This is a genomic window from Streptomyces sp. NPDC001787 (assembly GCF_040297465.1).
Classification (GTDB): Bacteria; Actinomycetota; Actinomycetes; order Streptomycetales; family Streptomycetaceae; genus Streptomyces.
The window spans coordinates 316,610-337,522 of record NZ_JBEOZE010000004.1 but is presented as its reverse complement, the minus strand read 5'-3'; the positions used below and the strand labels follow the sequence as shown (position 1 = coordinate 337,522).

Below are 20,913 nucleotides of genomic sequence, written 5' to 3'. Positions count from 1 at the left end.
GACGCGATGAGGCAGGGGGGCGGGGCGTGCTGTCGGCGCGTCTCAGGCCGTTATCGGCCGCTGCACCCTGATCGACTGCAACAGCCCGATCGCCACCCAGACGGCGAACATCGAGGACCCTCCGTAGGACACGAACGGCAGCGGGAGACCCGCCACCGGCATGATGCCGAGGGTCATCCCGATGTTCTCGAAGGCCTGGAAGGCGAACCAGGCGATGATGCCCGCGGCGACGATCGTGCCGTACAGCTCGGTGGTCTCGCGGGCGATCCGGCAGGCGCGCCACAGGACGACGCCGAGCAGGACGAGGATCAGTCCGGCGCCGAGGAAACCCAGTTCCTCGCCGGCGACGGTGAAGACGAAGTCGGTCTGCTGCTCGGGGACGAACTGGCCGGTGGTCTGGGTGCCCTCGAACAGCCCGGTGCCGGTGAGGCCGCCGGAGCCGATCGCGATGCGGGCCTGGTTGGTGTTGTAGCCGACGCCCGCCGGGTCCAGCGCCGGGTTGGCGAAGGCGGCGAAGCGGGCGATCTGGTAGTCGTCGAGCAGCCCGAGCTGCCAGATGGAGACGGCGCCCGCGGTGCCCGCGCCGAGCAGTCCGAAGACCCAGCGGTTGGAGGCTCCGGAGGCCAGCAGCACACCGAGCACGATGACGGCCATGACCATCACCGAGCCGAGGTCCGGCATCAGCATGACGACGGCCATCGGGATGACGGCCAGGCCCAGGGACTTGGCGACCGTCCGGTGGTCCGGGTGCAGCTGGTCGCCCGCGTCGACCCGGGCGGCGAGCAGCATCGCCATGCCCAGGATGATGGTGATCTTGGTGAACTCGGAGGGCTGGAGGGAGAAGCCGCCGCCGACGATGATCCACGCGTGGGCGCCGTTGACCGTGGCGCCCAGCGGGGTGAGCACGGCCATGACCAGGAGCACCGAGAGGCCGTACAGGATCGGGACCGCCCCGCGCAGGGTGCGGTGGCCGAGCCAGATGGTGCCGATCATCAGGGCGACGCCGATGCCGGTGTTCAGGGCGTGCCGGAAGAAGAAGTAGTACGGGTCGCCGTGGGTGAGCGTGTCGCGGTTGCGGGTGGCGGACCAGACGAGCAGCGAGCCGATGAAGGAGAGCGCGAGCGCCGAGCCGAGCAGCGGCCAGTCGAGCCGGCGTACGACGGAGTCCCGGGCGGTGAGCTTGGCCCAGGAACCGGGCTCGGGGGCGTACCGGGAGACGGAGAAGCCGCCGGCCATCAGTCCCGCCTTCCCGGTGCTCCGGCGAGTGCCTGCTGTCCCTCTTCGAGGGGAGGCTTCTGCGAGTTCGGGTCGTACGGCTTGATCCTCGGGGCGTCGATCGAGCCGTCGGGCTGGATCTTCGGCAGCGCCTTCTGGGGCTTGGGCAGCAGTGCCTTCTTCAGGTCCTGCTTGCCCGTGGTGTCGAGGCCGTAGAGGGCGTTGTAGATGTTGCGCACGGCGGGCCCGGAGGCACCGGAGCCGGTGCCGCCCTGGGAGATCGTCATGACGATCGAGTAGTCCTTGGTGTACGTGGCGAACCAGGAGGTCGTCTGCTTGCCGTAGACCTCGGCGGTGCCGGTCTTGGCGTGCATCGGGATCTTGTCCTGGGGCCAGCCGCCGAAGCGCCAGGCGGCCGAGCCCCGGGTCGCGACACCCGCGAGGGCTTCGTCTATTTTGTCGCGCGTGTCTCCGGTGAAGGGGAGCTTGCCGTGCGACGTGGGCTTGATCTTCTGCACGGTCCTGCCGTCGCCGCTGATGATCGCCTTGCCGACGGTCGGGTCGTACAGGGTGCCGCCGTTGGAGATGGCGGCGTAGATGGTCGCCATCTGGATCGGGGTGACGAGGGTGTCGCCCTGGCCGATCGAGTAGTTGACGGAGTCACCGGCGCGCATCTTGTTGCCTTCGAGACAGTTCTCGTACGCGATCTGCTCGACGTACGTCCCGCCCTTCTTGCCCTGCTTGCACCAGGCGTCCTTGTTCGCCTTGAAGAAGTCCTGCTTCCACTTGCGGTCGGGGACACGGCCGCTGACCTCGTTGGGGAGGTCGATGCCGGTCTCCTTGCCGAGGCCGAACTCGTGAGCGGTCCTGTAGAACCAGTCGTTGGCGTTCTTCTTCGGCAGCGTGCCGCCGTCCTTCTGCCACTCCTTGTGCGCGAGACCGTAGTAGACGGTGTCGCAGGAGACCTCCAGGGCGCGGCCGAGGGAGATGCTGCCGTAGCCCTGGGACTCGAAGTTCTTGAAGGTCTGGCCACCGATGGAGTACGAGCTGGGGCAGGGGTAGTTGCCGTCGAAGTCGTATCCCGCGTTGACGGCGGCGGTGGAGGAGATCACCTTGAAGATGGAGCCGGGGGCCGCCTGCCCCTGGATGGCCCGGTTCAGCAGCGGGAAGTTGGACTTCTTGCTGGTGAGCTTGGCGTAGTCCTTGCCGGAGATGCCGCCGACCCAGGAGTTCGGGTCGTAGTTCGGCAGGGAGGCCATCGACACGATGCGGCCGGTCTTGGCCTCCATGACGACGACGGCTCCGGAGTCCGCCTTGTAGTTCACCCCGGTGTTGCGGTCGAGCTCCTTGCGGGCCGTCTCCATGGCCTGGTTCAGCTCGTACTCGGCGACCGCCTGGACCCGGGCGTCGATGGAGGTGACCACGCTCGCGCCGGGCTCCGCCTTGTCGTTCTCCGCCTGGCCGATGACCCGGCCGAGGTTGTCGACCTCGTAGCGGGTGACGCCCGCCTTGCCGCGCAGCGCCTTGTCGTAGGTGCGCTCCAGCCCGGAGCGGCCGACCTGGTCGGAGCGCAGGTACGGCGAGTCGGTGTTCTGCGCCTTGGTGATCTCGTCGTCGGTGACCGGGGAGAGGTAGCCGAGGACCTGGGCGGTGTTGGCCTTGCCGGGTGCGGCGTAGCGGCGTACGGCGGTGGGCTCGGCGGTGATGCCGGGGAAGTCCTCGGCGCGTTCGCGGATCTGGAGGGCCTGCTGGGTGGTGGCCTCGTCGGTGACCGGGATCGGCTGGTAGGGCGAGCCGTTCCAGCAGGGCTGCGGGGTCTTCGCGTCGCAGAGCCGGACCTTGTCGAGGACGTCCTTGGGCTTCATGTCCAGCACCTCGGCGAGCCGGGTGAGGACGCTGTTGCCCTTGTCCTCCATCTTCATCAGCTCGGTACGGCTGGCGGAGACGACGAGGCGGGTCTCGTTGTCGGCGAGCGGTACGCCGCGGGCGTCGAGGATGGAGCCGCGGACCGCGGGCTGGACGACCTGCTGGACGTGGTTGTTCTTCGCTTCGTCGGTGTACTCCTGGCCGTTGCGGATCTGGAGGTACCAGAGACGGCCGCCGAGGGTGAACAGCAGGGAGAAGACGAGGACCTGAATGACGATGAGCCGGATCTGGACCCGCTGGGTCCGGCCGGTCTCGGGGATGTTGCTCACCGGTCACCCCCGGCGGTGGTCCGGCCGGCGGTACGGGGCTCCCGCCCCGGGAAGTACGGCGTCACAGTCGCTTGACCCCCTTGATCCTTCCTGCGCGTGCGGCACGGTTACGGGCGGCCTTGACGCGCAGTCCGCCGCGCTGGCCGCCGATCCGCAGCCCGGTGCCCGAGGTGAGCCACCCCGCGGCGACATCGCCGCCGCCGGAGGACTCGGTGAGCGGGTCGTTCTCGGTACGTCTGGCGAGGGCCATGATCAGCGGCACGGTGAACGGTGCCAGCAGCAGGTCGTAGACCGCGGCGGTGAACAGCAGGCTGCCCAGCCCCACATGGCGGGCGGCCGTGTCGCCGACCAGGGCGCCGACACCCGCGTACAGCAGTGTCGAGCCGATGGCCGCGGCGACCACGACGGCCATCGGGGCGAGCGCCGACTTGAGCTGCCCGTTCGTGGGCCGGGCCAGTCCCGCGAGGTAGCCGATGACGCACAGCACCAGGGCGTAGCGCCCCGCGGCGTGGTCGGCGGGCGGTGCCAGGTCGGCGAGCAGTCCCGCGCCGAAGCCGATGAGGGCGCCGCTGACGTGCCCGTACACGAAGGCGAGTCCGAGGACGGTGAGCAGCAGCAGATCGGGGACGGCGCCGGGGAGCTGGAGGCGCGCGAGTACGGAGACCTGGATGACGAGGGCGACCACGACCAGGGTGACGGAGAGCAGAGTCCGGTTGAAGCGCATGGGAATCAGCCCTGCTCCTGGTCGTTTGCCGCATTGTCGGAATCGGCGGCGTTGCCGGAATCCGCCGCGTTGTCGGCGTTGCCGGTGGAATTCCCGGCGGGATTCCGCGTGCTGTTCCCGGCCGGCTCGCCCGTGGTGTTCCCCGTGGGTTTCGTGCCGGGCTTCTCGTGGATGTTGCCGACGACCTTTCCGCCGCCGTCGACAAGATCGCCGTTCGGCTGGAGGGTGACGGTGACCGTGGGGGTGGGCTTCGGCTTTTCGGGTTTCTTCGGCAGCACCATGTCGCGGGGGTCCTCGCGCGGTGCCTGGACCACGATGCCGACGATGTCGAGCTTGGTGAACCCGACGTACGGCTTCACATAGACGGTCCGGGTCAGATCGCCGCCGGACGGGTCGACCCGGACGACCTCGCCGACCGGGACGCCGGGCACGAAGGGCTTGTCCTTGCTGGAGCCGAAGGTGACCAGCCGGTCGCCCTTCTTCACCTTGGCCTTGCCGTTGAGGAACTGGACCGACAGCGGCCGGGAGCCCTGGCCGGTGGCGAAGCCGAGCTCGTCGGTCTTCTCCATCCGGGTGCCGACGGTGAAGTCGGGGTCGTTGGCCAGCAGTACGGTCGCGGTGTCGGGGCCGACGGTGGTGACCCGGCCGACCAGCCCCTGACCGTTGAGCACCGTCATGTCGCGCTTGATGCCGTCGTTGCTCCCGACGTCGATGGTGATCGTCCAGGAGAAGCCCTGGGCCGCTCCTATGGCGATGACCTCGGCGCCCTTGATGCCGTACTGGCCGGCGCCCGCGTTCTTCATCATGGCGTCGAGCTGGCGGACCCGGCTGTTGTTGCGGTCGTCGCTGCCGAGCCTCGCCTTCAGGGCGGCGTTCTCCCGCTCCAGCGCGGCGATCCGGTCGTGCCGGTCGCCGGAGTCCCGTACGGCACCGATGGCATTGCCCACCGGGTCGACCGCTGCCGCCACGCCGTTCTCGACCGGTCCGAAGACCGTTGCGGCGGCCTGCCGGGCGCCGTCCACCGGTGACTCCTCACCGCCGCGGATATCCACCGTGATCAAAGCGAATGCGATGGCGATCAGCAGCACCAGGAGCAGCCGGCTCTCTCGTGTGTCCCTCACGTGCGGCGGCCGTGCCTTCCTCGTCGGAATGTTCGTGCCTGTATATCAACGATCCGACGTACGGAGCGGCAGCGTCCGCACGTCGGATCGTGGAGTTTCTACCGTCGGGGCTGGGCGTCCAGCACCTGCTGGAGCGCCTCGAACTCCTCGACGCACTTGCCCGATCCGAGCGCCACCGAGTCCAGCGGGTCCTCGGCGATGTGGATCGGCATGCCCGTCTCGCGGCGCAGCCGCTCATCGAGTCCGCGCAGGAGCGCGCCGCCGCCGGTGAGGACGATGCCGCGGTCCATGACATCGCCGGAGAGCTCCGGCGGGCACTTGTCGAGCGTCGTCTTCACGGCGTCGACGATCGCGTTGACCGGCTCCTCGATGGCCTTGCGGACCTCGGCGGCCGAGACCACGACGGTCTTGGGCAGCCCCGAGACCAGGTCGCGGCCGCGGATCTCGGTGTGCTCGTCCTTGTCCATGTCGTACGCGGAACCGATGGTGATCTTGATCTGCTCGGCGGTCCGCTCACCGAGGAGGAGCGAGTACTCCTTCTTGATGTGCTGGATGATCGCGTTGTCCAGCTCGTCACCGGCGACCCGGATCGACTGGGCAGTGACGATTCCGCCGAGCGAGATCACGGCGACCTCGGTGGTGCCGCCACCGATGTCGACGACCATGTTCCCGGTGGCCTCGTGGACCGGCAGACCGGAGCCGATGGCCGCTGCCATGGGCTCCTCGATGATGTGCACCTGGCGTGCGCCGGCCTGCGTCGACGCCTCGATGACGGCGCGTCGCTCGACCCCGGTGATACCGGAGGGCACGCAGACGACGACCCGCGGGCGGGCCAGATAGCGGCGCTTGTGGATCTTGAGGATGAAGTAGCGGAGCATCCGCTCCGTGATCTCGAAGTCGGCGATCACGCCGTCCTTCAGAGGCCGCACGGCAACGATGTTGCCCGGCGTACGGCCGATCATCTTCTTGGCCTCGGAGCCGACCGCGAGAATTCCGCCGGTGTTGGTGTTGATGGCCACGACGGACGGCTCGTTCAGAACGATGCCGCGCCCCCTGACGTACACCAGCGTGTTGGCAGTCCCGAGGTCGATAGCCATGTCACGGCCGATGAACGACATTGAGTTCCCCTTGTTCCCCATGAGGATGCGTCGGGCCTTCCCAAGAAGCGGAGATGGCTTTTTTTGGTAGGCGAGGGTTGGCGCTGCGGGCGTGGAAGCTTCCATCGTAGTGCCGTATGCACGGACACAGCGCGAGGGTCCTTCGCCATGGTGAGCGGAACGGGTTCCCGTTCTACCCATGGTGACGTTACGTCGCTGGGATGCGTTCCCGCGATCCGGAACCCTATGCCGAAGGGCGACCGAATTACTTCGGTCGCCCCAGGTCATGAGCGCTGATTGGCCGATCCGAAGTCAGGAAAGTCCCGGAAAGAACAGCTTGAGTTCTCGCTCCGCGGACTCCTCGGAGTCCGAGGCGTGGATGAGGTTCTCCCGGGTGATCGTGCCGAAGTCACCGCGGATCGAGCCGGGCGCGGCGGCGATCGGGTCGGTGGGGCCGGCCAGGGCACGGACACCCTCGATGACCCGCTCGCCCTCGGCCACCAGGGCGACGACGGGCCCGGAGGCCATGAACTCGACGAGCGGCTCGTAGAACGGGCGGCCCTTGTGCTCGCCGTAGTGCTGCTCCAGCGTCTCCTGGTCCAGCGTACGCAGCTCCAGCGCGGTGATCTGCCAGCCGGCCTTGCGCTCGATACGGCCGACGATCTCGCCGATCAGCCCACGCCTGACGGCGTCCGGCTTGAGAAGGACGAGGGTGCGCTGAGTCATGTGCGGCTCCTTGCAGGCATACGGGTGCGGTGAGGCGAGATTACAGGTGTACGGGAACGGGCCGGCGCCCGGGTTTACGCAGCGTCATCCCCTGGCCCGGGATGGCGGCCCAAGGGGCCGACGTCAGGCCGGGGCCTCGGTGGCCTCCTGTGCCGCCCAGCGGGCCTTCGCCTCGTCGATCTTGCGGCCGTAGTGCACCGAGGCCCACCACAGACCGCCGAAGGCCAGACCGAGGATGAACATCATCGGGACCACGAAACCACTGAGCACCAGAGCGATCTGGAGCACCCAGCCGAGCTGCACCCCGCCGGGGCGGGCGATCATCCCGCACAGCAGCACGGACAGCAGCATGCCGATGCCGCAGACCGTCCAGACCGTGGCCGCCGTCAGGTCGTCGGACTTCATCGCGACGAGACCGGCGAAGCCGATCACGAAGAACTCGCCGATCAGCGTCGACGCGCAGAGCGTACGCACCCTCAGCCCCTTCCCAGCAGCAGCCGGGCCTCGCCGACCGTGATCACGGATCCGGTCACCAGGACCCCGGCGCCCGCGTACTCCTCGTGCTCCTCGGCGAGGGTGATCGCCGCCTCCAGCGCGTCGTCCAGCCGCGGCTCGACCTGGACCCGGTCGTTGCCGAAGACCTCGACGGCGATACCGGCCAGCTCGTCCGCGTCCATCGAACGGGCGCTGGAGTTCTGGGTGATCACGACCTCGGCGAAGATCGGCTCGAACGCTTCGAGCAGCCCCCGCACGTCCTTGTCGCCGCTCGCCCCGACCACACCGATCAGCCGGGAGAAGCCGAACGCCTCGGAGATCCCCTCCGAGGCCGCGCGGGCACCCGCCGGGTTGTGCGCGGCGTCCAGGACGACGGTCGGACTGGAGCGGACCACTTCGAGGCGGCCCGGCGACAGCACCGAGGCGAAGGCCTTGCGGATCGCGTCGATGTCGAGCGTCCGGGCCTGCTCGGCGCCGATGCCGAAGAACGCCTCGACCGCGGCGAGCGCCACCGCCGCGTTGTGCGCCTGGTGGGCCCCGTACAGCGGGAGGAAGATCTGGTCGTACTCGCCGCCGAGACCGCGCAGCGTCAGCAGCTGGCCGCCGACCGCGATCTCCCGGGAGGCGACGCCGAACTCCATGCCCTCGCGGGCGACGGTGGCGTCCACCTCGACGGCCTTCTTCAGCATCACCTGCGCCGCGTCCACCGGCTGCTGGGCCAGGATGACGGTGGCACCCTGCTTGATGATCCCGGACTTCTCCCCCGCGATCTCGGCGGGCGTGGAACCGAGCCGGTCGGTGTGGTCCAGCGAGATCGGGGTGACGACGGCGACGGAGCCGTCGATCACGTTCGTCGCGTCCCAGGTGCCGCCCATGCCGACCTCGACGACCGCGACATCGACCGGCGCGTCGGCGAAGGCCGCGTACGCCATACCGGTCAGCACCTCGAAGAACGACAGCCGGTAGGGCTGCTGGGCGTCGACCATCTCGACGTACGGCTTGATGTCCTCGTACGTCTCGATGAAGCGGGTGGCCTCGATCGGGGCGCCGTCCAGACTGATCCGCTCGGTGATCGACTGGACGTGCGGCGAGGTGTAGCGGCCGGTGCGCAGCTCGAAGGCGTTGAGCAGGGCCTCGATCATGCGGGCCGTGCTGGTCTTGCCGTTGGTGCCGGTGATGTGGATGGAGGGGTACGCGCGCTGCGGCTCGCCGAGCACGTCCATCAGGGCCGCGATCCGCGTCACCGAAGGTTCGAGCTTGGTCTCGCCCCAGCGGCCGGCGAGCTCCTGCTCCACGGCGTGCAGCGCCCTGTCGGTCTCGGGGTCGGCCGGGCGGGTGGGGACGGTATCGCCCTGGGGCGGTCCGGACTGGGTGCGCAGGGTGCGGCTCCCGGCCTCGATCACCGCCAGGTCGGGGTCGCGCTGGGTCGCTTCGTCGACGATCTCCGCGAAGGTGTCGTCGGACTCTGACGCGTCGTGCCGGTCTGAAGGGCGGGGCTCACTCACGGGACCAGTCTACGGATGGGCACGGACATCGCGCGCAGCGCCCGGCGACGTGGGCGCGGGCGGCGGGCGGATCAGCCGTCCGGACCTCCGCCGACGGCCCCACCGGCCTCGTCCGGCCGCCGGCCCGTCCGCTGACGCCTGCCCTCACCCCGGTGATCCTCGCGCCGCTCGCCGTGGGGTGGCGTGCGGGGGCCCGGGCCGCGGGTCCCGAGCCGCGCCCGGGTACGGCGAAGCCCCCGCGCTCCCGGTCGGTCGGGGGTGCGGGGGCTTCGCCCTCAGGTCATCATCCCTGCGGCAGGCTCGCCAGCTGGGCGGTGATCCGCTCGATGTCGGCCTCGGCCTTGGCCAGCCGGCCGCGGATCTTGTCGACCACGTTGTCCGGGGCCTTGGCCAGGAACGCCTCGTTGCCGAGCTTCCCGTTGGCCTGGGCCTTCTCCTTGCCCGCGGCCTCCAGGTCCTTCGTGAGGCGCTTGCGCTCGGCCGGGATGTCGATCGTGCCGGAGAGGTCGAGGGCGACCGTGGCCCCCGCGACGGGCAGCGTCGCCGTGGCGTGGAAGCCGTCCCCGGCGGGCTGGAGCCGCAGCAGCTGGCGGATGGCCGCCTCGTGCGGGGCGAGCGCCGTGCCGGTCAGGGTCAGCTCGGCCGGGACCTTCTGGCCGGGCTGGAGGCCCTGGTCCGAGCGGAACCGGCGGACCTCGGTGACGACCTGCTGGACCAGCTCGATCTCCCGCTCGGCCGCGTCGTCCCGGAAGCCGGAGTCGGCCGGCCAGTCGGCGATGACCACGGACTCCCGGGCCGTGAGCGCGGTCCAGAGCGTCTCGGTGACGAACGGGACGATGGGGTGCAGCAACCGCAGCATCACATCGAGGACCTCGCCGAGGACCCGGCCGGAGACCTCGGCCGGCCGGCCGCCCGCGAAGAACGTGGTCTTGGACAACTCGACGTACCAGTCGAAGACCTCGTCCCACGCGAAGTGCCGCAGCACCTCACTGAGCTTGGCGAACTGGTAGTCGTCGTAGAACGCGTCGACCTCGGCCACGGTCTTGTTCAGCCGGGACAGGATCCAGCGGTCGGTCACCGACAGCTCGTCGGCGGGCGGCAGGTCGCCCTCGATCGTGGCGCCGTTCATCAGCGCGAAGCGGGTGGCGTTCCAGATCTTGTTGGCGAACTTGGCCGAACCCTGGACCCACTCCTCACCGATCGGGACGTCGGTGCCCGGGTTGGCGCCGCGCGCCAGCGTGAAGCGCAGGGCGTCGGAGCCGTACTTGTCCATCCAGTCCAGCGGATTGACCACATTGCCGAAGGACTTCGACATCTTCTTGCCGTGCTCGTCGCGGACCATGCCGTGCAGGACGACGGTCTCGAACGGCGGGACGCCGTCGTTGACGTACAGGCCGAACATCATCATCCGGGCGACCCAGAAGAAGAGGATGTCGTAGCCGGTGACCAGGACGGAGTTCGGGTAGAACTTCGCGAGGCTGTCGGTCTGTTCCGGCCAGCCGAGCGTGGAGAACGGCCACAGGCCGGAGGAGAACCAGGTGTCCAGGACATCGCTGTCCTGGGTCCAGCCCTCGCCCGTGGGCGCTTCCTCGTCCGGTCCGACGCAGACGACCTCGCCGTTCGGGCCGTACCAGACGGGGATGCGGTGGCCCCACCAGAGCTGGCGCGAGATCGTCCAGTCGTGGAGGTTGTCGACCCAGTCGAAGTACCGCTTCTCCATCTCCTGCGGGTGGATCTTGACCTTGCCGTCGCGGACGGCGTCACCGGCCGCCTTGGCGAGCGGCGCGACCTTGACCCACCACTGGAGGGAGAGGCGCGGCTCGATGGTGGTCTTGCAGCGCGAGCAGTGGCCGACCGAGTGGACGTAGGGCCGCTTCTCGGCGGTGATCCGGCCCTCGGCGCGCAGCGCGGCGACGATGGCGGAGCGGGCCTCCAGACGGTCCAGGCCCTGGAAGGGGCCCGGGACCGTGATGACGGCGCGCTCGTCCATGACCGTGAGGAACGGCAGGTCGTGGCGCTTGCCGATCTCGAAGTCGTTCGGGTCGTGCGCGGGGGTCACCTTGACGGCGCCGGTGCCGAACTCCGGATCGACGTGGTGGTCGGCGACGACGGGGATCGTGCGGTCGGTGAGCGGCAGCTTGATCTGCTTGCCGACGAGGTGGCGGTAGCGCTCGTCGTCGGGGTGGACGGCGACCGCGGTGTCACCGAGCATCGTCTCGGCGCGGGTCGTGGCGACGACGATGGTCTCCTCGCCCTCGCCGTACGTCATGGAGACGAGCTCGCCGTCGTCGTCCTGGTACTCGACCTCGATGTCCGAGATCGCGGTCAGACAGCGGGGGCACCAGTTGATGATGCGCTCGGCGCGGTAGATCAGGCCGTCGTCGTACATCCGCTTGAAGATGGTCTGGACGGCGGTGGACAGGCCCTCGTCCATGGTGAAGCGCTCACGGGACCAGGCGACGCCCTCGCCGAGGCGGCGCATCTGCCCCGCGATCTGGCCGCCCGACTCCTTCTTCCACTTCCAGACGCGCTCGACGAAGGCCTCGCGGCCCAGGTCGTGGCGGGACTTGCCCTCCTTGCCGAGCTCGCGCTCGACGACGTTCTGGGTGGCGATTCCGGCGTGGTCCATGCCGGGCTGGTACAGCGCCTCGAAGCCCTGCATGCGCTTGCGGCGGACGAGGGCGTCGATCAGGGTGTGCTCGAAGGCATGCCCGAGGTGGAGGCTTCCGGTGACGTTCGGCGGCGGGATGACGATGCTGAAGGGCGGCTTGTCGCTGTGTTCGTCCGCTTCGAAGTACCCGCGTTCTACCCAGCGCTCATACAGCTTCCCCTCTACATCGGCCGGCGCGTACTGGGTCGGCAGTTCGGGGTTGCTGGCTGGCTGCTGCTGAGTGTTCTCGGTCACGGGGGACAGTTTAGGGCCGTCACAGTCCTGCACTGAAACGGGATTGTTCAGTAACGGTGTGATCCGCGATGCCCCACGCCAGTGCCGCTTCCGCCAGGATGTTCGGAACGCATAAGCATTCTGGAGGGGACAGCGCAATGAGCTACAACCAGCCGGGCCCGTACGGCGGGCAGCCGCCGCAGGGCCAGCCCGGACCCTACGGTCAGGGCCAGCCCGGACCGTACGGACAGCAGCCCGGACCGTACGGCGGCCAGCCGCCCCAGGGCCCGCCGCCGGGTCCCCCGCAGGGCCAGCCCGGCTACGGCTACCCGCAGCAGGCCCCCCAGGGCGTTCCCCCGCAGGGCTACGGCTACCCGCAGGGCCAGCAGCCGGGCCCGTACGGCCAGCAGCCCCCCACGCCCCCCTACGGCGGCCAGCAGGCCTACGGCGGCCAGCCCCCGTTCCCCCCGGCCCCGCCGAAGAAGAAGACCGGCCTGGTCATCGGCGTGACCGTGGTGGCGCTGGCGGTCATCGCGGGCGGGGTGTACTTCCTCACCTCCGGCGGTTCCAGCAACAGCGATGTGGCGGACTCCACCAAGGGCTACAAGCTGACGCCCGCGGCCGCCGTGGACGACTACAAGAAGGACAGCTCGGAATCGGCACCCTCGGGCCCCGTCACCGGGACGGACAAGGCCAAGGCCGAGGCCATGGGCATCAAGAACGCCAATCAGGCGGGCGCCGCGTACAAGAGCGGTTCCGAGGAGAACCCGCTCACCATGAAGATGCTCATGCTCACGGGCTTCTGGGGTGAGGTCACCGATCCGGCGAAGGTCGTCGACAACGCGTTCAACGACGCCGAGAAGGACATGTCCAAGAGCAGCGGCGGCCAGAAGGTCTCCCTGGTCGGCAGCGCCAAGAACGTCAAGCCGGCCGGTTTCGAGGGCGCGCTGATGAAGTGCCAGGACCTCAAGATGGTCAACGACAAGGCCGACGGCACCGCGGCGGGCGGGCCGAAGGAGATGATCACGCCGGTCTGCGTCTGGTCCGACTACAGCACCGTGGGCATCGTCGTCGCGATCGACGTCGGCGGCGCGCTGACGGGCAAGGGCATGGCGCAGGACGAGGTGGCAGCCCTCGCCGCGAAGCTCTACAACACCTCCCGCACCAAGATCTGACACCCACAGGCCCGGTCCGCACAACAGCGAAGGGGCGCCCGCCGGTTGACCGGTCGGGCGCCCCTTCGGCGTACGTCGTGACGCTGCGCCGCTACGCGGACTTCTCGTGTCGGCCGCCGCCGTCGTTCTTGCCGATCGTGCGCGGCTCGCGCGGGACCAGCGTGGGGTTCACGTTGTTGCGGACGACGTCCGGGGTGATGACGACGCGGGCGACGTCCTTGCGGGACGGCACCTCGTACATCACGGACTGGAGGACTTCCTCCATGATGGCGCGCAGACCACGGGCGCCCGTCTGGCGCAGGATCGCCTGGTCGGCGATGGCCTCCAGGGCCTCGCGCTCGAAGTCCAGCTCCACACCGTCGAGTTCGAACAGCCTCTGGTACTGCTTCACCAGGGCGTTACGCGGCTCGACCAGGATCTGGAGCAGTGCTTCGCGGTCCAGGTTGTGCACCGAGGTCAGCACGGGAAGACGGCCGATGAACTCGGGGATCATCCCGAACTTCACCAGGTCCTCCGGCATGACCTCCTGGAACTGGTCGCTCGCCTGGATCTCCAGCTTCGAGCGGATCGTCGCGCCGAAGCCGATGCCCTTGGCGCCGGCCCGCGACTCGATGATCTTCTCCAGACCGGAGAACGCACCGCCCACGATGAACAGCACGTTCGTCGTGTCGATCTGGATGAACTCCTGGTGCGGGTGCTTGCGTCCGCCCTGCGGCGGTACGGAGGCGGTGGTGCCCTCCAGGATCTTCAGCAGGGCCTGCTGCACGCCCTCGCCCGAGACGTCGCGGGTGATCGACGGGTTCTCGCTCTTGCGGGCGACCTTGTCGATCTCGTCGATGTAGATGATCCCGGTCTCGGCCTTCTTGACGTCGTAGTCGGCCGCCTGGATCAGCTTGAGCAGGATGTTCTCGACGTCCTCGCCGACATAGCCGGCCTCCGTCAGCGCCGTCGCGTCGGCGATGGCGAACGGGACGTTGAGCATGCGGGCCAGCGTCTGCGCGAGGAGCGTCTTGCCGGAGCCGGTGGGGCCCAGCAGCAGGATGTTGGACTTGGCGAGCTCGATCGCGTCCTCGCGATTCGCGCCGCCGCCGTTCTCTCCGGCCTGGACCCGTTTGTAGTGGTTGTACACCGCGACCGAGAGGGCCTTCTTCGCGGGCTCCTGCCCGACGACGTACCCCTCAAGGAACTCGTAGATCTCCCGAGGCTTGGGAAGCTCTTCCCAACGCACCTCGGAGGTCTCGGCGAGCTCCTCCTCGATGATCTCGTTGCAGAGATCGATGCACTCGTCGCAGATGTACACACCGGGTCCCGCGATGAGCTTCTTCACCTGCTTCTGGCTCTTTCCGCAGAACGAGCACTTGAGCAGGTCGCCGCCATCACCGATGCGTGCCACGAGGTGCTTCCCCTTCGCCTGGGAGACGCCTGGTTCAGCGACTCCTGGTGCCTCTATCCGACGGTACCTTGCCTGGCCCCCCGTTCGGGCCCCCCTTGGCACGGTTCGCACGGTCCGGACCGTGCGATCGGACTGTGCCAAGGGGAAAGACCGACGTCAGACGGCTGCGCCGGCCGTGGTCTTACGGGTGGAGACGATCTGGTCCACCAGACCGTACGCGAGGGCGTCCTCGGCGGTCAGGATCTTGTCGCGCTCGATGTCCTCGCTGATCTTCTCCAGCGGGGTGGTGGAGTGCTTGGCGAGCATCTCCTCCAGCTGCGTACGCATCCGCAGGATCTCGTTGGCGGCGATCTCCAGGTCGGAGAGCTGCTCGCGGCCGGTCTGCGAGGACGGCTGGTGGATGAGCACCCGGGCGTGCGGGAGCGCCATGCGCTTGCCCGGCGTGCCCGCGGCGAGCAGGACGGCGGCGGCGGAGGCCGCCTGGCCCATGCAGACCGTCTGGATGTCCGGCTTCACGAACTGCATCGTGTCGTAGATCGCGGTGAGCGCGGTGAACGAGCCGCCGGGGCTGTTGATGTAGATCGAGATGTCGCGGTCCGGGTCCATCGACTCCAGGCACAGCAGCTGCGCCATGACGTCGTTGGCCGAGGCGTCGTCGATCTGGACGCCGAGGAAGATCACGCGCTCCTCGAAGAGCTTCGCGTACGGGTCGTACTCACGCACACCCTGCGAGGTGCGCTCCACGAAGCGCGGGACGACGTAGCGGTTGTCCACCTGCGGGCCGGTGTAGAGGCCGCTCGCGGAGGCGCCGGGGAAGTTGTTCATGTGGGTGTTCACCATCCTGGTGGCGTTCTGTGGGCTGGGGGTCTCGGCGTACGAGAGGTGCGCGGTGGGTGCTGCCGGTCCGGTGGAGACCGGATCAGGCACCGGTGCCGCCGCCGCCCGGAATGCCCGACGCGAACGTGATGATCTCGTCGATGAGGCCGTACTCCTTGGCCTCCTCCGCGGTGTACCAGCGGTCGCGGTCGCCGTCGCGGATGATCGTCTCCACGGTCTGGCCGGAGTGGTGGGCGGTGATCTCCGCCATCCGCTTCTTCGTGCGGAGCAGGTACTCGGCCTGGATCTTGATGTCCGAGGCGGTACCGCCGATGCCGGCCGAACCCTGGTGCATGAGGATGTCGGTGTTCGGAAGCGCGAAGCGCTTGCCCGCGGAGCCGCCGGTGAGCAGGAACTGGCCCATCGAGGCCGCCATGCCCATACCGATCGTGACCACGTCGTTCGGGATGTACTGCATGGTGTCGTAGACCGCCATGCCTGCCGTCACCGAGCCGCCGGGGCTGTTGATGTAGAGGTAGATGTCCTTGTCCGGGTCGGCGGCAAGGAGGAGGAGCTGTGCGGTGATCTTGTTGGCGATGTCATCGTCGACCTGCTGACCGAGGAAGATGATGCGCTCGCCGAGCAGTCGGCTGTAGACCTGGTCACCGAGGCCTCCACCGAGGGACGGCTCTCCGGCGGCGTAGGGCATCAGATTCGTCACGTATCCACCTGCTCGTCTCTGACGGCTCCGGCCGTCTCAGCGTCTTCGTACCGGGTGGGCGGGGACTCCCCCACCCTTCCTCTTCATGGACCCTAACGCGCAGGTAGGACAACGCCATCCCGCTTCCCCAACTGTTCGCTGGGAGCGCAAGGTCCGCAGTGGGCACAAGGGTTCCGGTGGTCGCACGGCGATACGACGGCGACCCTCGGACCCGGTACGGCGACGGGCCCCGGACGCGATGCGTCCGGGGCCCGTCGTACGAACCGTTCCGTGCCGGTCGGCCGGTGCCGATCGGCGCGGGGATCAGGCCTCGGTCTTCTCCGCGGACTGCGCCTCGGCGGCGGCCTCGGTGCTCTCCTCGGTGGCGGCCTCGGTGCTCTCCTCGGTGGCGGCCTCGACGTCCTCGTCCTCAAGGTCGATGACCTCACCGTTGGTGTCGGTGACCTTGGCGGCCTCGACGACCACGGCGAGCGCCTTGCCGCGGGCGACCTCGCCGACGAGCATCGGCACCTGGCCACCCTCGACGACGGCCTGGGCGAACTGGTCGGGGCTCATGCCGGAGGAGGCCGCACGCCGCATGAGGTGCTCGGTGAGCTCCTCCTGGTTGACGTTCAGCTTCTCCTTGTTGACGAGCTCGTCCAGGATGAACTGGGTCTTGATGCCCTTGATCGCCTGCTCGGCGGTCTCGGCCTCGAACTCTTCGAGCGTCTTGCCCTGGATCTCCAGGTACTTCTCCAGGTCGAGACCCATCTGGCCGAGCTGGTGGTGCTCCAGGTTGTGCTTGCGGGTCTGGACCTCGTCCGCGAGGAGCTTCTCGGGGATCGGGACCTCGGCGAGCTTCAGCAGCTCGTCCAGGACGCGCTCCTGGGCCTGGGTGGCCTGGTCGTACTGCTTGGTGTTCTCCAGGCGCTTGCGGCTGTCCGCCTTGAGCTCGTCGAGCGTGTCGAACTCGCTCGCCATCTGGGCGAAGTCGTCGTCCAGCTCGGGAAGCTCACGGGCGGCGACGGCGGTGACCTTGACGGTGACCTCCGCTTCCTTGCCCTCGGCGGAGCCGCCCTTCAGCTCGGAGGTGAAGGTGGCCTCGCCACCGGCCTCCAGGCCGGTCACGGCCTCGTCGATGCCGTCGAGGAGCTCGCCGGAACCGATGGTGTACGAGACACCGGCGGCCACGCCGTCCTCCAGGACCTCTCCGTCGACCTTGGCCTCCAGGTCGATCGTCACGACGTCGCCCTCGGCGGCGGCGCGCTCGACCGGGTTGGTGGAGGCGAAGCGCTCGCGGAGCTGCTCCACGGCCTTCTCGACGTCCTCATCGGTGACTTCGAGGGCGTCCACGGTGACCTCGATGCCGGAGTAGTCCGGGATCTCGATCTCGGGGCGTACGTCAACCTCGGCGGTGAAGGCCAGCAGCTCGCCGTCCTTCAGCTCGGTGATGTCGACCTCGGGCTGGCCGAGGACGTTCAGCTCACCCTCGTTGACGGCCTCGGTGTAGAACTTCGGGAGGGCGTCGTTGACGGCCTCCTCCAGCACCGCACCACGGCCGAACCGCTGGTCGATGACCCGGGCCGGGATCTTGCCCTTGCGGAAGCCCTTCACCGTGACCTGCTGGTTGATCTTCTTGTACGCCGCGTCGAGGCTGTCCTTGAGCTCCTCGAAGGGCACCTCAATGCTGAGCCGAACCCGGGTCGGGTTCAGGGTCTCCACGGCGCTCTTCACGGTTCGGTCTCCTTGGTGGCTGACTTCTTGGGGTTCTGCTGGGCCGCCGAGAGGCGGCTTCGCGGACCGAGCCCGGTACATCAGACACACGGGCACGCATTTTGCATAGTAACGGCAAGGGGGATGACTCCCACAATGCGATCTTGCCGGTGGTCGGGGTGGCCGGATTCGAACCGACGACCTTCCGCTCCCAAAGCGGACGCGCTACCAAGCTGCGCCACACCCCGTCGGTGCGACACGTAGGGTACATGCAGAAGGGCGGTGCATCCGCCGCTTTCCCCGGCGACCGGGCACCCGGTCCGAACGCGGCCCTCTCGGGGGCCGGAACACCGGCCGGAGACAACGGGTGTGCGGAGCGGGTCACGGACCCGCTACGATGCTCTTCGTGCCGAGGTCGCGACGACCTCCGGTGCGGTGCTTGCGGGCGTAGCTCAATGGTAGAGCCCTAGTCTTCCAAACTAGCTACGCGGGTTCGATTCCCGTCGCCCGCTCCATGCTTGGGCCCGGTCCGACGACAACCTCGTCGGACCGGGCCTTTTGCGTGCGCCGCTCGCGCACCGCGGATCACGCGCCGCGCCCGCCCGGGGATCCCGGGCGGGGGCGCGCGGTCAGAAGCTGATCTGGTTGATGGTGTCCGCTATCGAGTTCATGAACCTGTTGATCGACGGCGCCATGCCGGTCGACGCCAGGAAGAAGCCGAACAGCACTGCCACGATCGCGGGCCCGGCCTTGATCGATCCGCCACGGATCAGCACCACCAGGATGACCGCGAACAGCAGCACCATAGACAGTGAAATAGCCACGTCTGATCACACCCTCGGTCGGTCCGCCTTGCCGGCCCGGAAGCGTGCACCAGAGCGCGCCCCGTTGCGTCCATCGTGCCACCAACTCCCCTGTGGTTGCTGCCGCCTGATGAACCGACCTGACCGGATCCCGCCATCCTCGGAGCCGGATCGGATGAACCGGGCGGGGTCCGGGGCGGATCCGGGGGCCGGTTCCGGATCCCGGCGCGACCGGTACCGCCGGGGATTCACCGAAATCTGTACGGGCGCTGTGGGTGAACTGTGAATCCGCGACCGGGGACACGGGGCCGAATATGAATCACAGTGATCGTTTCCGTATCCCCACACTTCGTTCACAGGCTTTTGCCGATGCCAAGTGCGACGTAATTCACTGATCTCAACTGCCCGACGATATGCCCTATTTAAGGGGGATCAGTCGTGTCATAACGGTCGGTTTTTGGTAGTTTCACTTTCGAATGGGCGGGAACACGCGATATCTCGTGGTCGTTTTACGAACGCCAATCAACGGGTCTAAGGTGCCTTAGATGTTCCACGCTCCGAGCGCATTCAAGAGGGCCCCGCTCCCCCCAGCGACCCGGGAGTCGGAGCCCAGACACGAACAGACCATGACCGTCACCCGGACCTCCCCCACAGCGGTTCCGGTCACGCCGTCGGTCACCCCCTCGTCCGCGTCGGCGTCGTCCGCCGCACCCTCGAAGAAACGTGACCCCTACTTCGACAATGTGAAGTATCTGGCCATCGTGCTGGTCGCCGTGGCGCACGCCTGGGAACCGGTGATGGACGGCAGCCGTACCACCCGGGCGCTGTACCTCGTCGTCTACACGTTCCACATGCCGGCCTTCATCCTCATCTCCGGCTACTTCTCCCGCTCCTTCGACATGACCCCCGCCAAGGTGAAACGCCTGGTCACCGGGGTCGCCGTGCCGTACGTACTGTTCGAGACCGCGTACGCGCTGTTCAAGCGGTACGCGGGCGGCTCGGCCGACGAAGCGGTCAGCCTGCTCGATCCGCTGTTCCTGACCTGGTTCCTGGTCGCCCTCTTCGTCTGGCGGATCACCACGCCGATCTGGCGCGCGCTGCGGCACCCGCTGCCGGTCGCGCTGACGATCGCCGTGCTCGCCTCGGTGTCGCCGGACATCGGCGACGACCTCGATCTCCAGCGGGTTCTGCAGTTCCTGCCGTTCTTCGTGCTCGGTCTGGTCATGAAGCCCGAGCACTTCGAGACGATCCGCCGCCGCGAGGTGCGGCTGCTGTCCCTGCCGCTGTTCGCGGGGGCCCTGCTCTTCGCCTACTGGCTCGCCCCGCGGACGCAGCTCGGCTGGTTCTACCGCAGCAGCAGCGCGCAGGAGCTGGGCGCTCCGTGGTGGTCGGGTGCGGTGATGTCCCTGGCGATGTTCGGGTGCGCGCTGGTGCTGACGGCCGGGTTCCTGGCCTGGGTGCCGCGCCGCCGCATGTGGTTCACGGTGCTGGGCGCGGGCACCATCTGCGGCTATCTGCTGCACGGCTTCCTGGTCAAGGGTGCCGGCTACGCGGGGCTGTTCGACCGGCAGGAATGGCTCGCCGAGCCGGCCGGGCTGGTCGTCGTCTCCCTCGTCGCCGCCGCCGCCGTGACGCTCCTGTGCACTCCCCCGGTACGGCGCGCGCTGCGTTTCGCGACGGAGCCGGACATGGACTGGGCGTTCCGCCGGGACGCCGCCGGGCGCTGAGGCGCCGGTCGTCGCGCGATCAGATGGGCCCGGCCGGGTTTCCGGCCGGGCCCGCGCGGTCGCGGGTACGGGGTGCCGGTGCGGCTGCGGACGCTCCCGTCAGTGCGTCGCCGGGTTGGCTTGATCCTGACGGTCGGTGGGCGATTCCGGCCCGGTGAGACCCAACAGGCCGCGTACCTGCGCATATTTCGCTGTCAGCCGGGTACGAGTGGCCGGTTCCAGGACCGCGAGGCGGGCCGGGTCGGCGTTGTGGGCCAGGTCCGCCTCCTTCACGAGCAGGGCGCCCGGGGTGGCGAGGATCCGTCCGGTGTACGCGGACAGGTCCTCGCCGGTCCGTTTGGTGACGGCGAGGACCATGTCCTTGACCTGTCGCGGCAGTGCCGCCCCGGCCAGCCAGTCGGCGGAGAGCGCGTCGTCCTCGATCGCGTCGTGCAGCCAGGCCGCGGCGATCTGTTCGTCGCTGCCGCCCCGGGTCCGTACCCCCTCGGCGACCGCCTCGATGTGTTCGGTGTACGGGCGTCCCGCCTTGTCCCGCTGGGTCGCGTGGGCCGCGCGGGCGATCGCCTCGATCTCGGCCAGGGTCAGCTGTGGGGTCGGCACGGCCCCGACTGTACGGCCCGGCGG

17 protein-coding genes and 2 tRNA genes are annotated in these 20,913 nt (G+C 68.6%); 3 read left to right on the top strand and 16 right to left on the bottom strand.

Translation table 11 applies throughout. The features are described from left to right. Positions 1–42: 42 nt before the first annotated feature. The 9 genes from rodA to ABT170_RS08275 all read right to left on the bottom strand — a co-directional run bounded on the left by rodA (position 43) and on the right by ABT170_RS08275 (position 11,983). On the bottom strand, positions 43–1,236 hold the full coding sequence (rodA, locus tag ABT170_RS08315) for a rod shape-determining protein RodA (protein ID WP_329944008.1): 1,194 nt from the start codon (positions 1,234–1,236) through the stop codon (positions 43–45). Continuing rightward, positions 1,236–3,410 (bottom strand): penicillin-binding protein 2, encoded by a 2,175-nt coding sequence (mrdA, locus tag ABT170_RS08310; RefSeq protein ID WP_329944009.1) that lies wholly within the window; start codon positions 3,408–3,410, stop codon positions 1,236–1,238. The genes rodA and mrdA overlap by 1 nt, the downstream gene beginning before the upstream one ends. A 61-nt stretch (positions 3,411–3,471) precedes the next feature. Further along, positions 3,472–4,134 carry a rod shape-determining protein MreD gene (gene mreD, locus ABT170_RS08305; RefSeq protein ID WP_329944010.1) on the bottom strand — a complete coding sequence of 221 codons (663 nt, stop codon included), beginning with the start codon at positions 4,132–4,134 and terminating at the stop codon, positions 3,472–3,474. A 5-nt stretch (positions 4,135–4,139) separates the two neighbouring features. Then, positions 4,140–5,255: a rod shape-determining protein MreC gene (mreC, locus tag ABT170_RS08300; RefSeq protein ID WP_351865115.1), complete on the bottom strand. Its 1,116-nt coding sequence runs from the start codon at positions 5,253–5,255 to the stop codon at positions 4,140–4,142. A gap of 98 nt (positions 5,256–5,353) precedes the next feature. Next, positions 5,354–6,373 carry a rod shape-determining protein gene (locus ABT170_RS08295; protein WP_037698738.1) on the bottom strand — a complete coding sequence of 340 codons (1,020 nt, stop codon included), beginning with the start codon at positions 6,371–6,373 and terminating at the stop codon, positions 5,354–5,356. Positions 6,374–6,664: 291 nt separating this feature from the next. Next, on the bottom strand, positions 6,665–7,078 hold the full coding sequence (gene ndk / locus ABT170_RS08290; RefSeq protein WP_266930635.1) for a nucleoside-diphosphate kinase: 414 nt from the start codon (positions 7,076–7,078) through the stop codon (positions 6,665–6,667). A gap of 123 nt (positions 7,079–7,201) precedes the next feature. Beyond that, positions 7,202–7,552, bottom strand: coding sequence for a DUF4233 domain-containing protein (locus ABT170_RS08285; RefSeq protein ID WP_329944012.1), 351 nt, complete (start codon positions 7,550–7,552; stop codon positions 7,202–7,204). A 2-nt stretch (positions 7,553–7,554) separates the two neighbouring features. Further along, positions 7,555–9,078 carry a bifunctional tetrahydrofolate synthase/dihydrofolate synthase gene (gene folC / locus ABT170_RS08280; protein ID WP_329944013.1) on the bottom strand — a complete coding sequence of 508 codons (1,524 nt, stop codon included), beginning with the start codon at positions 9,076–9,078 and terminating at the stop codon, positions 7,555–7,557. 283 nt (positions 9,079–9,361) lie between these two features. Then, on the bottom strand, positions 9,362–11,983 hold the full coding sequence (locus ABT170_RS08275; RefSeq protein ID WP_351865109.1) for a valine--tRNA ligase: 2,622 nt from the start codon (positions 11,981–11,983) through the stop codon (positions 9,362–9,364). Between the two features lie 137 nt (positions 11,984–12,120). Between ABT170_RS08275 and ABT170_RS08270 the strand changes: the two genes are divergently transcribed. After that, on the top strand, positions 12,121–13,137 hold the full coding sequence (locus ABT170_RS08270; protein WP_351865106.1) for a hypothetical protein: 1,017 nt from the start codon (positions 12,121–12,123) through the stop codon (positions 13,135–13,137). Between the two features lie 91 nt (positions 13,138–13,228). Here ABT170_RS08270 and clpX read toward each other — a convergent pair whose 3' ends face one another. The 5 genes from clpX to ABT170_RS08245 form a co-directional block, all read right to left on the bottom strand. Next, positions 13,229–14,530 carry an ATP-dependent Clp protease ATP-binding subunit ClpX gene (gene clpX, locus ABT170_RS08265; RefSeq protein WP_073723175.1) on the bottom strand — a complete coding sequence of 434 codons (1,302 nt, stop codon included), beginning with the start codon at positions 14,528–14,530 and terminating at the stop codon, positions 13,229–13,231. 156 nt (positions 14,531–14,686) lie between these two features. Next, positions 14,687–15,370, bottom strand: coding sequence for an ATP-dependent Clp protease proteolytic subunit (locus ABT170_RS08260; RefSeq protein ID WP_323179675.1), 684 nt, complete (start codon positions 15,368–15,370; stop codon positions 14,687–14,689). Between the two features lie 79 nt (positions 15,371–15,449). Then, complete coding sequence (locus tag ABT170_RS08255) at positions 15,450–16,055, bottom strand: ATP-dependent Clp protease proteolytic subunit (RefSeq protein ID WP_329944148.1); 606 nt, start codon at positions 16,053–16,055, stop codon at positions 15,450–15,452. Positions 16,056–16,370: 315 nt separating this feature from the next. Next, a complete protein-coding gene (gene tig / locus ABT170_RS08250; RefSeq protein ID WP_351865102.1) occupies positions 16,371–17,780 on the bottom strand; it encodes a trigger factor in 1,410 nt (469 codons plus the stop codon). Between the two features lie 150 nt (positions 17,781–17,930). After that, positions 17,931–18,007: transfer RNA gene (locus ABT170_RS08245), tRNA-Pro, on the bottom strand. A 193-nt stretch (positions 18,008–18,200) separates the two neighbouring features. Here ABT170_RS08245 and ABT170_RS08240 point away from each other — a divergent pair. After that, positions 18,201–18,274, top strand: a tRNA-Gly gene (locus ABT170_RS08240). 114 nt (positions 18,275–18,388) lie between these two features. On the opposite strand, the gene ABT170_RS08235 is transcribed toward ABT170_RS08240, so the two are convergent. Continuing rightward, positions 18,389–18,583 carry a hypothetical protein gene (locus ABT170_RS08235; protein WP_073723181.1) on the bottom strand — a complete coding sequence of 65 codons (195 nt, stop codon included), beginning with the start codon at positions 18,581–18,583 and terminating at the stop codon, positions 18,389–18,391. Between the two features lie 524 nt (positions 18,584–19,107). Here ABT170_RS08235 and ABT170_RS08230 point away from each other — a divergent pair. Further along, positions 19,108–20,289, top strand: coding sequence for an acyltransferase family protein (locus ABT170_RS08230; RefSeq protein ID WP_351865099.1), 1,182 nt, complete (start codon positions 19,108–19,110; stop codon positions 20,287–20,289). Positions 20,290–20,388: 99 nt separating this feature from the next. Here ABT170_RS08230 and ABT170_RS08225 read toward each other — a convergent pair whose 3' ends face one another. After that, a complete protein-coding gene (locus ABT170_RS08225) occupies positions 20,389–20,889 on the bottom strand; it encodes an HD domain-containing protein (RefSeq protein WP_351865096.1) in 501 nt (166 codons plus the stop codon). Between the last annotated feature and the right edge of the window lie 24 nt (positions 20,890–20,913).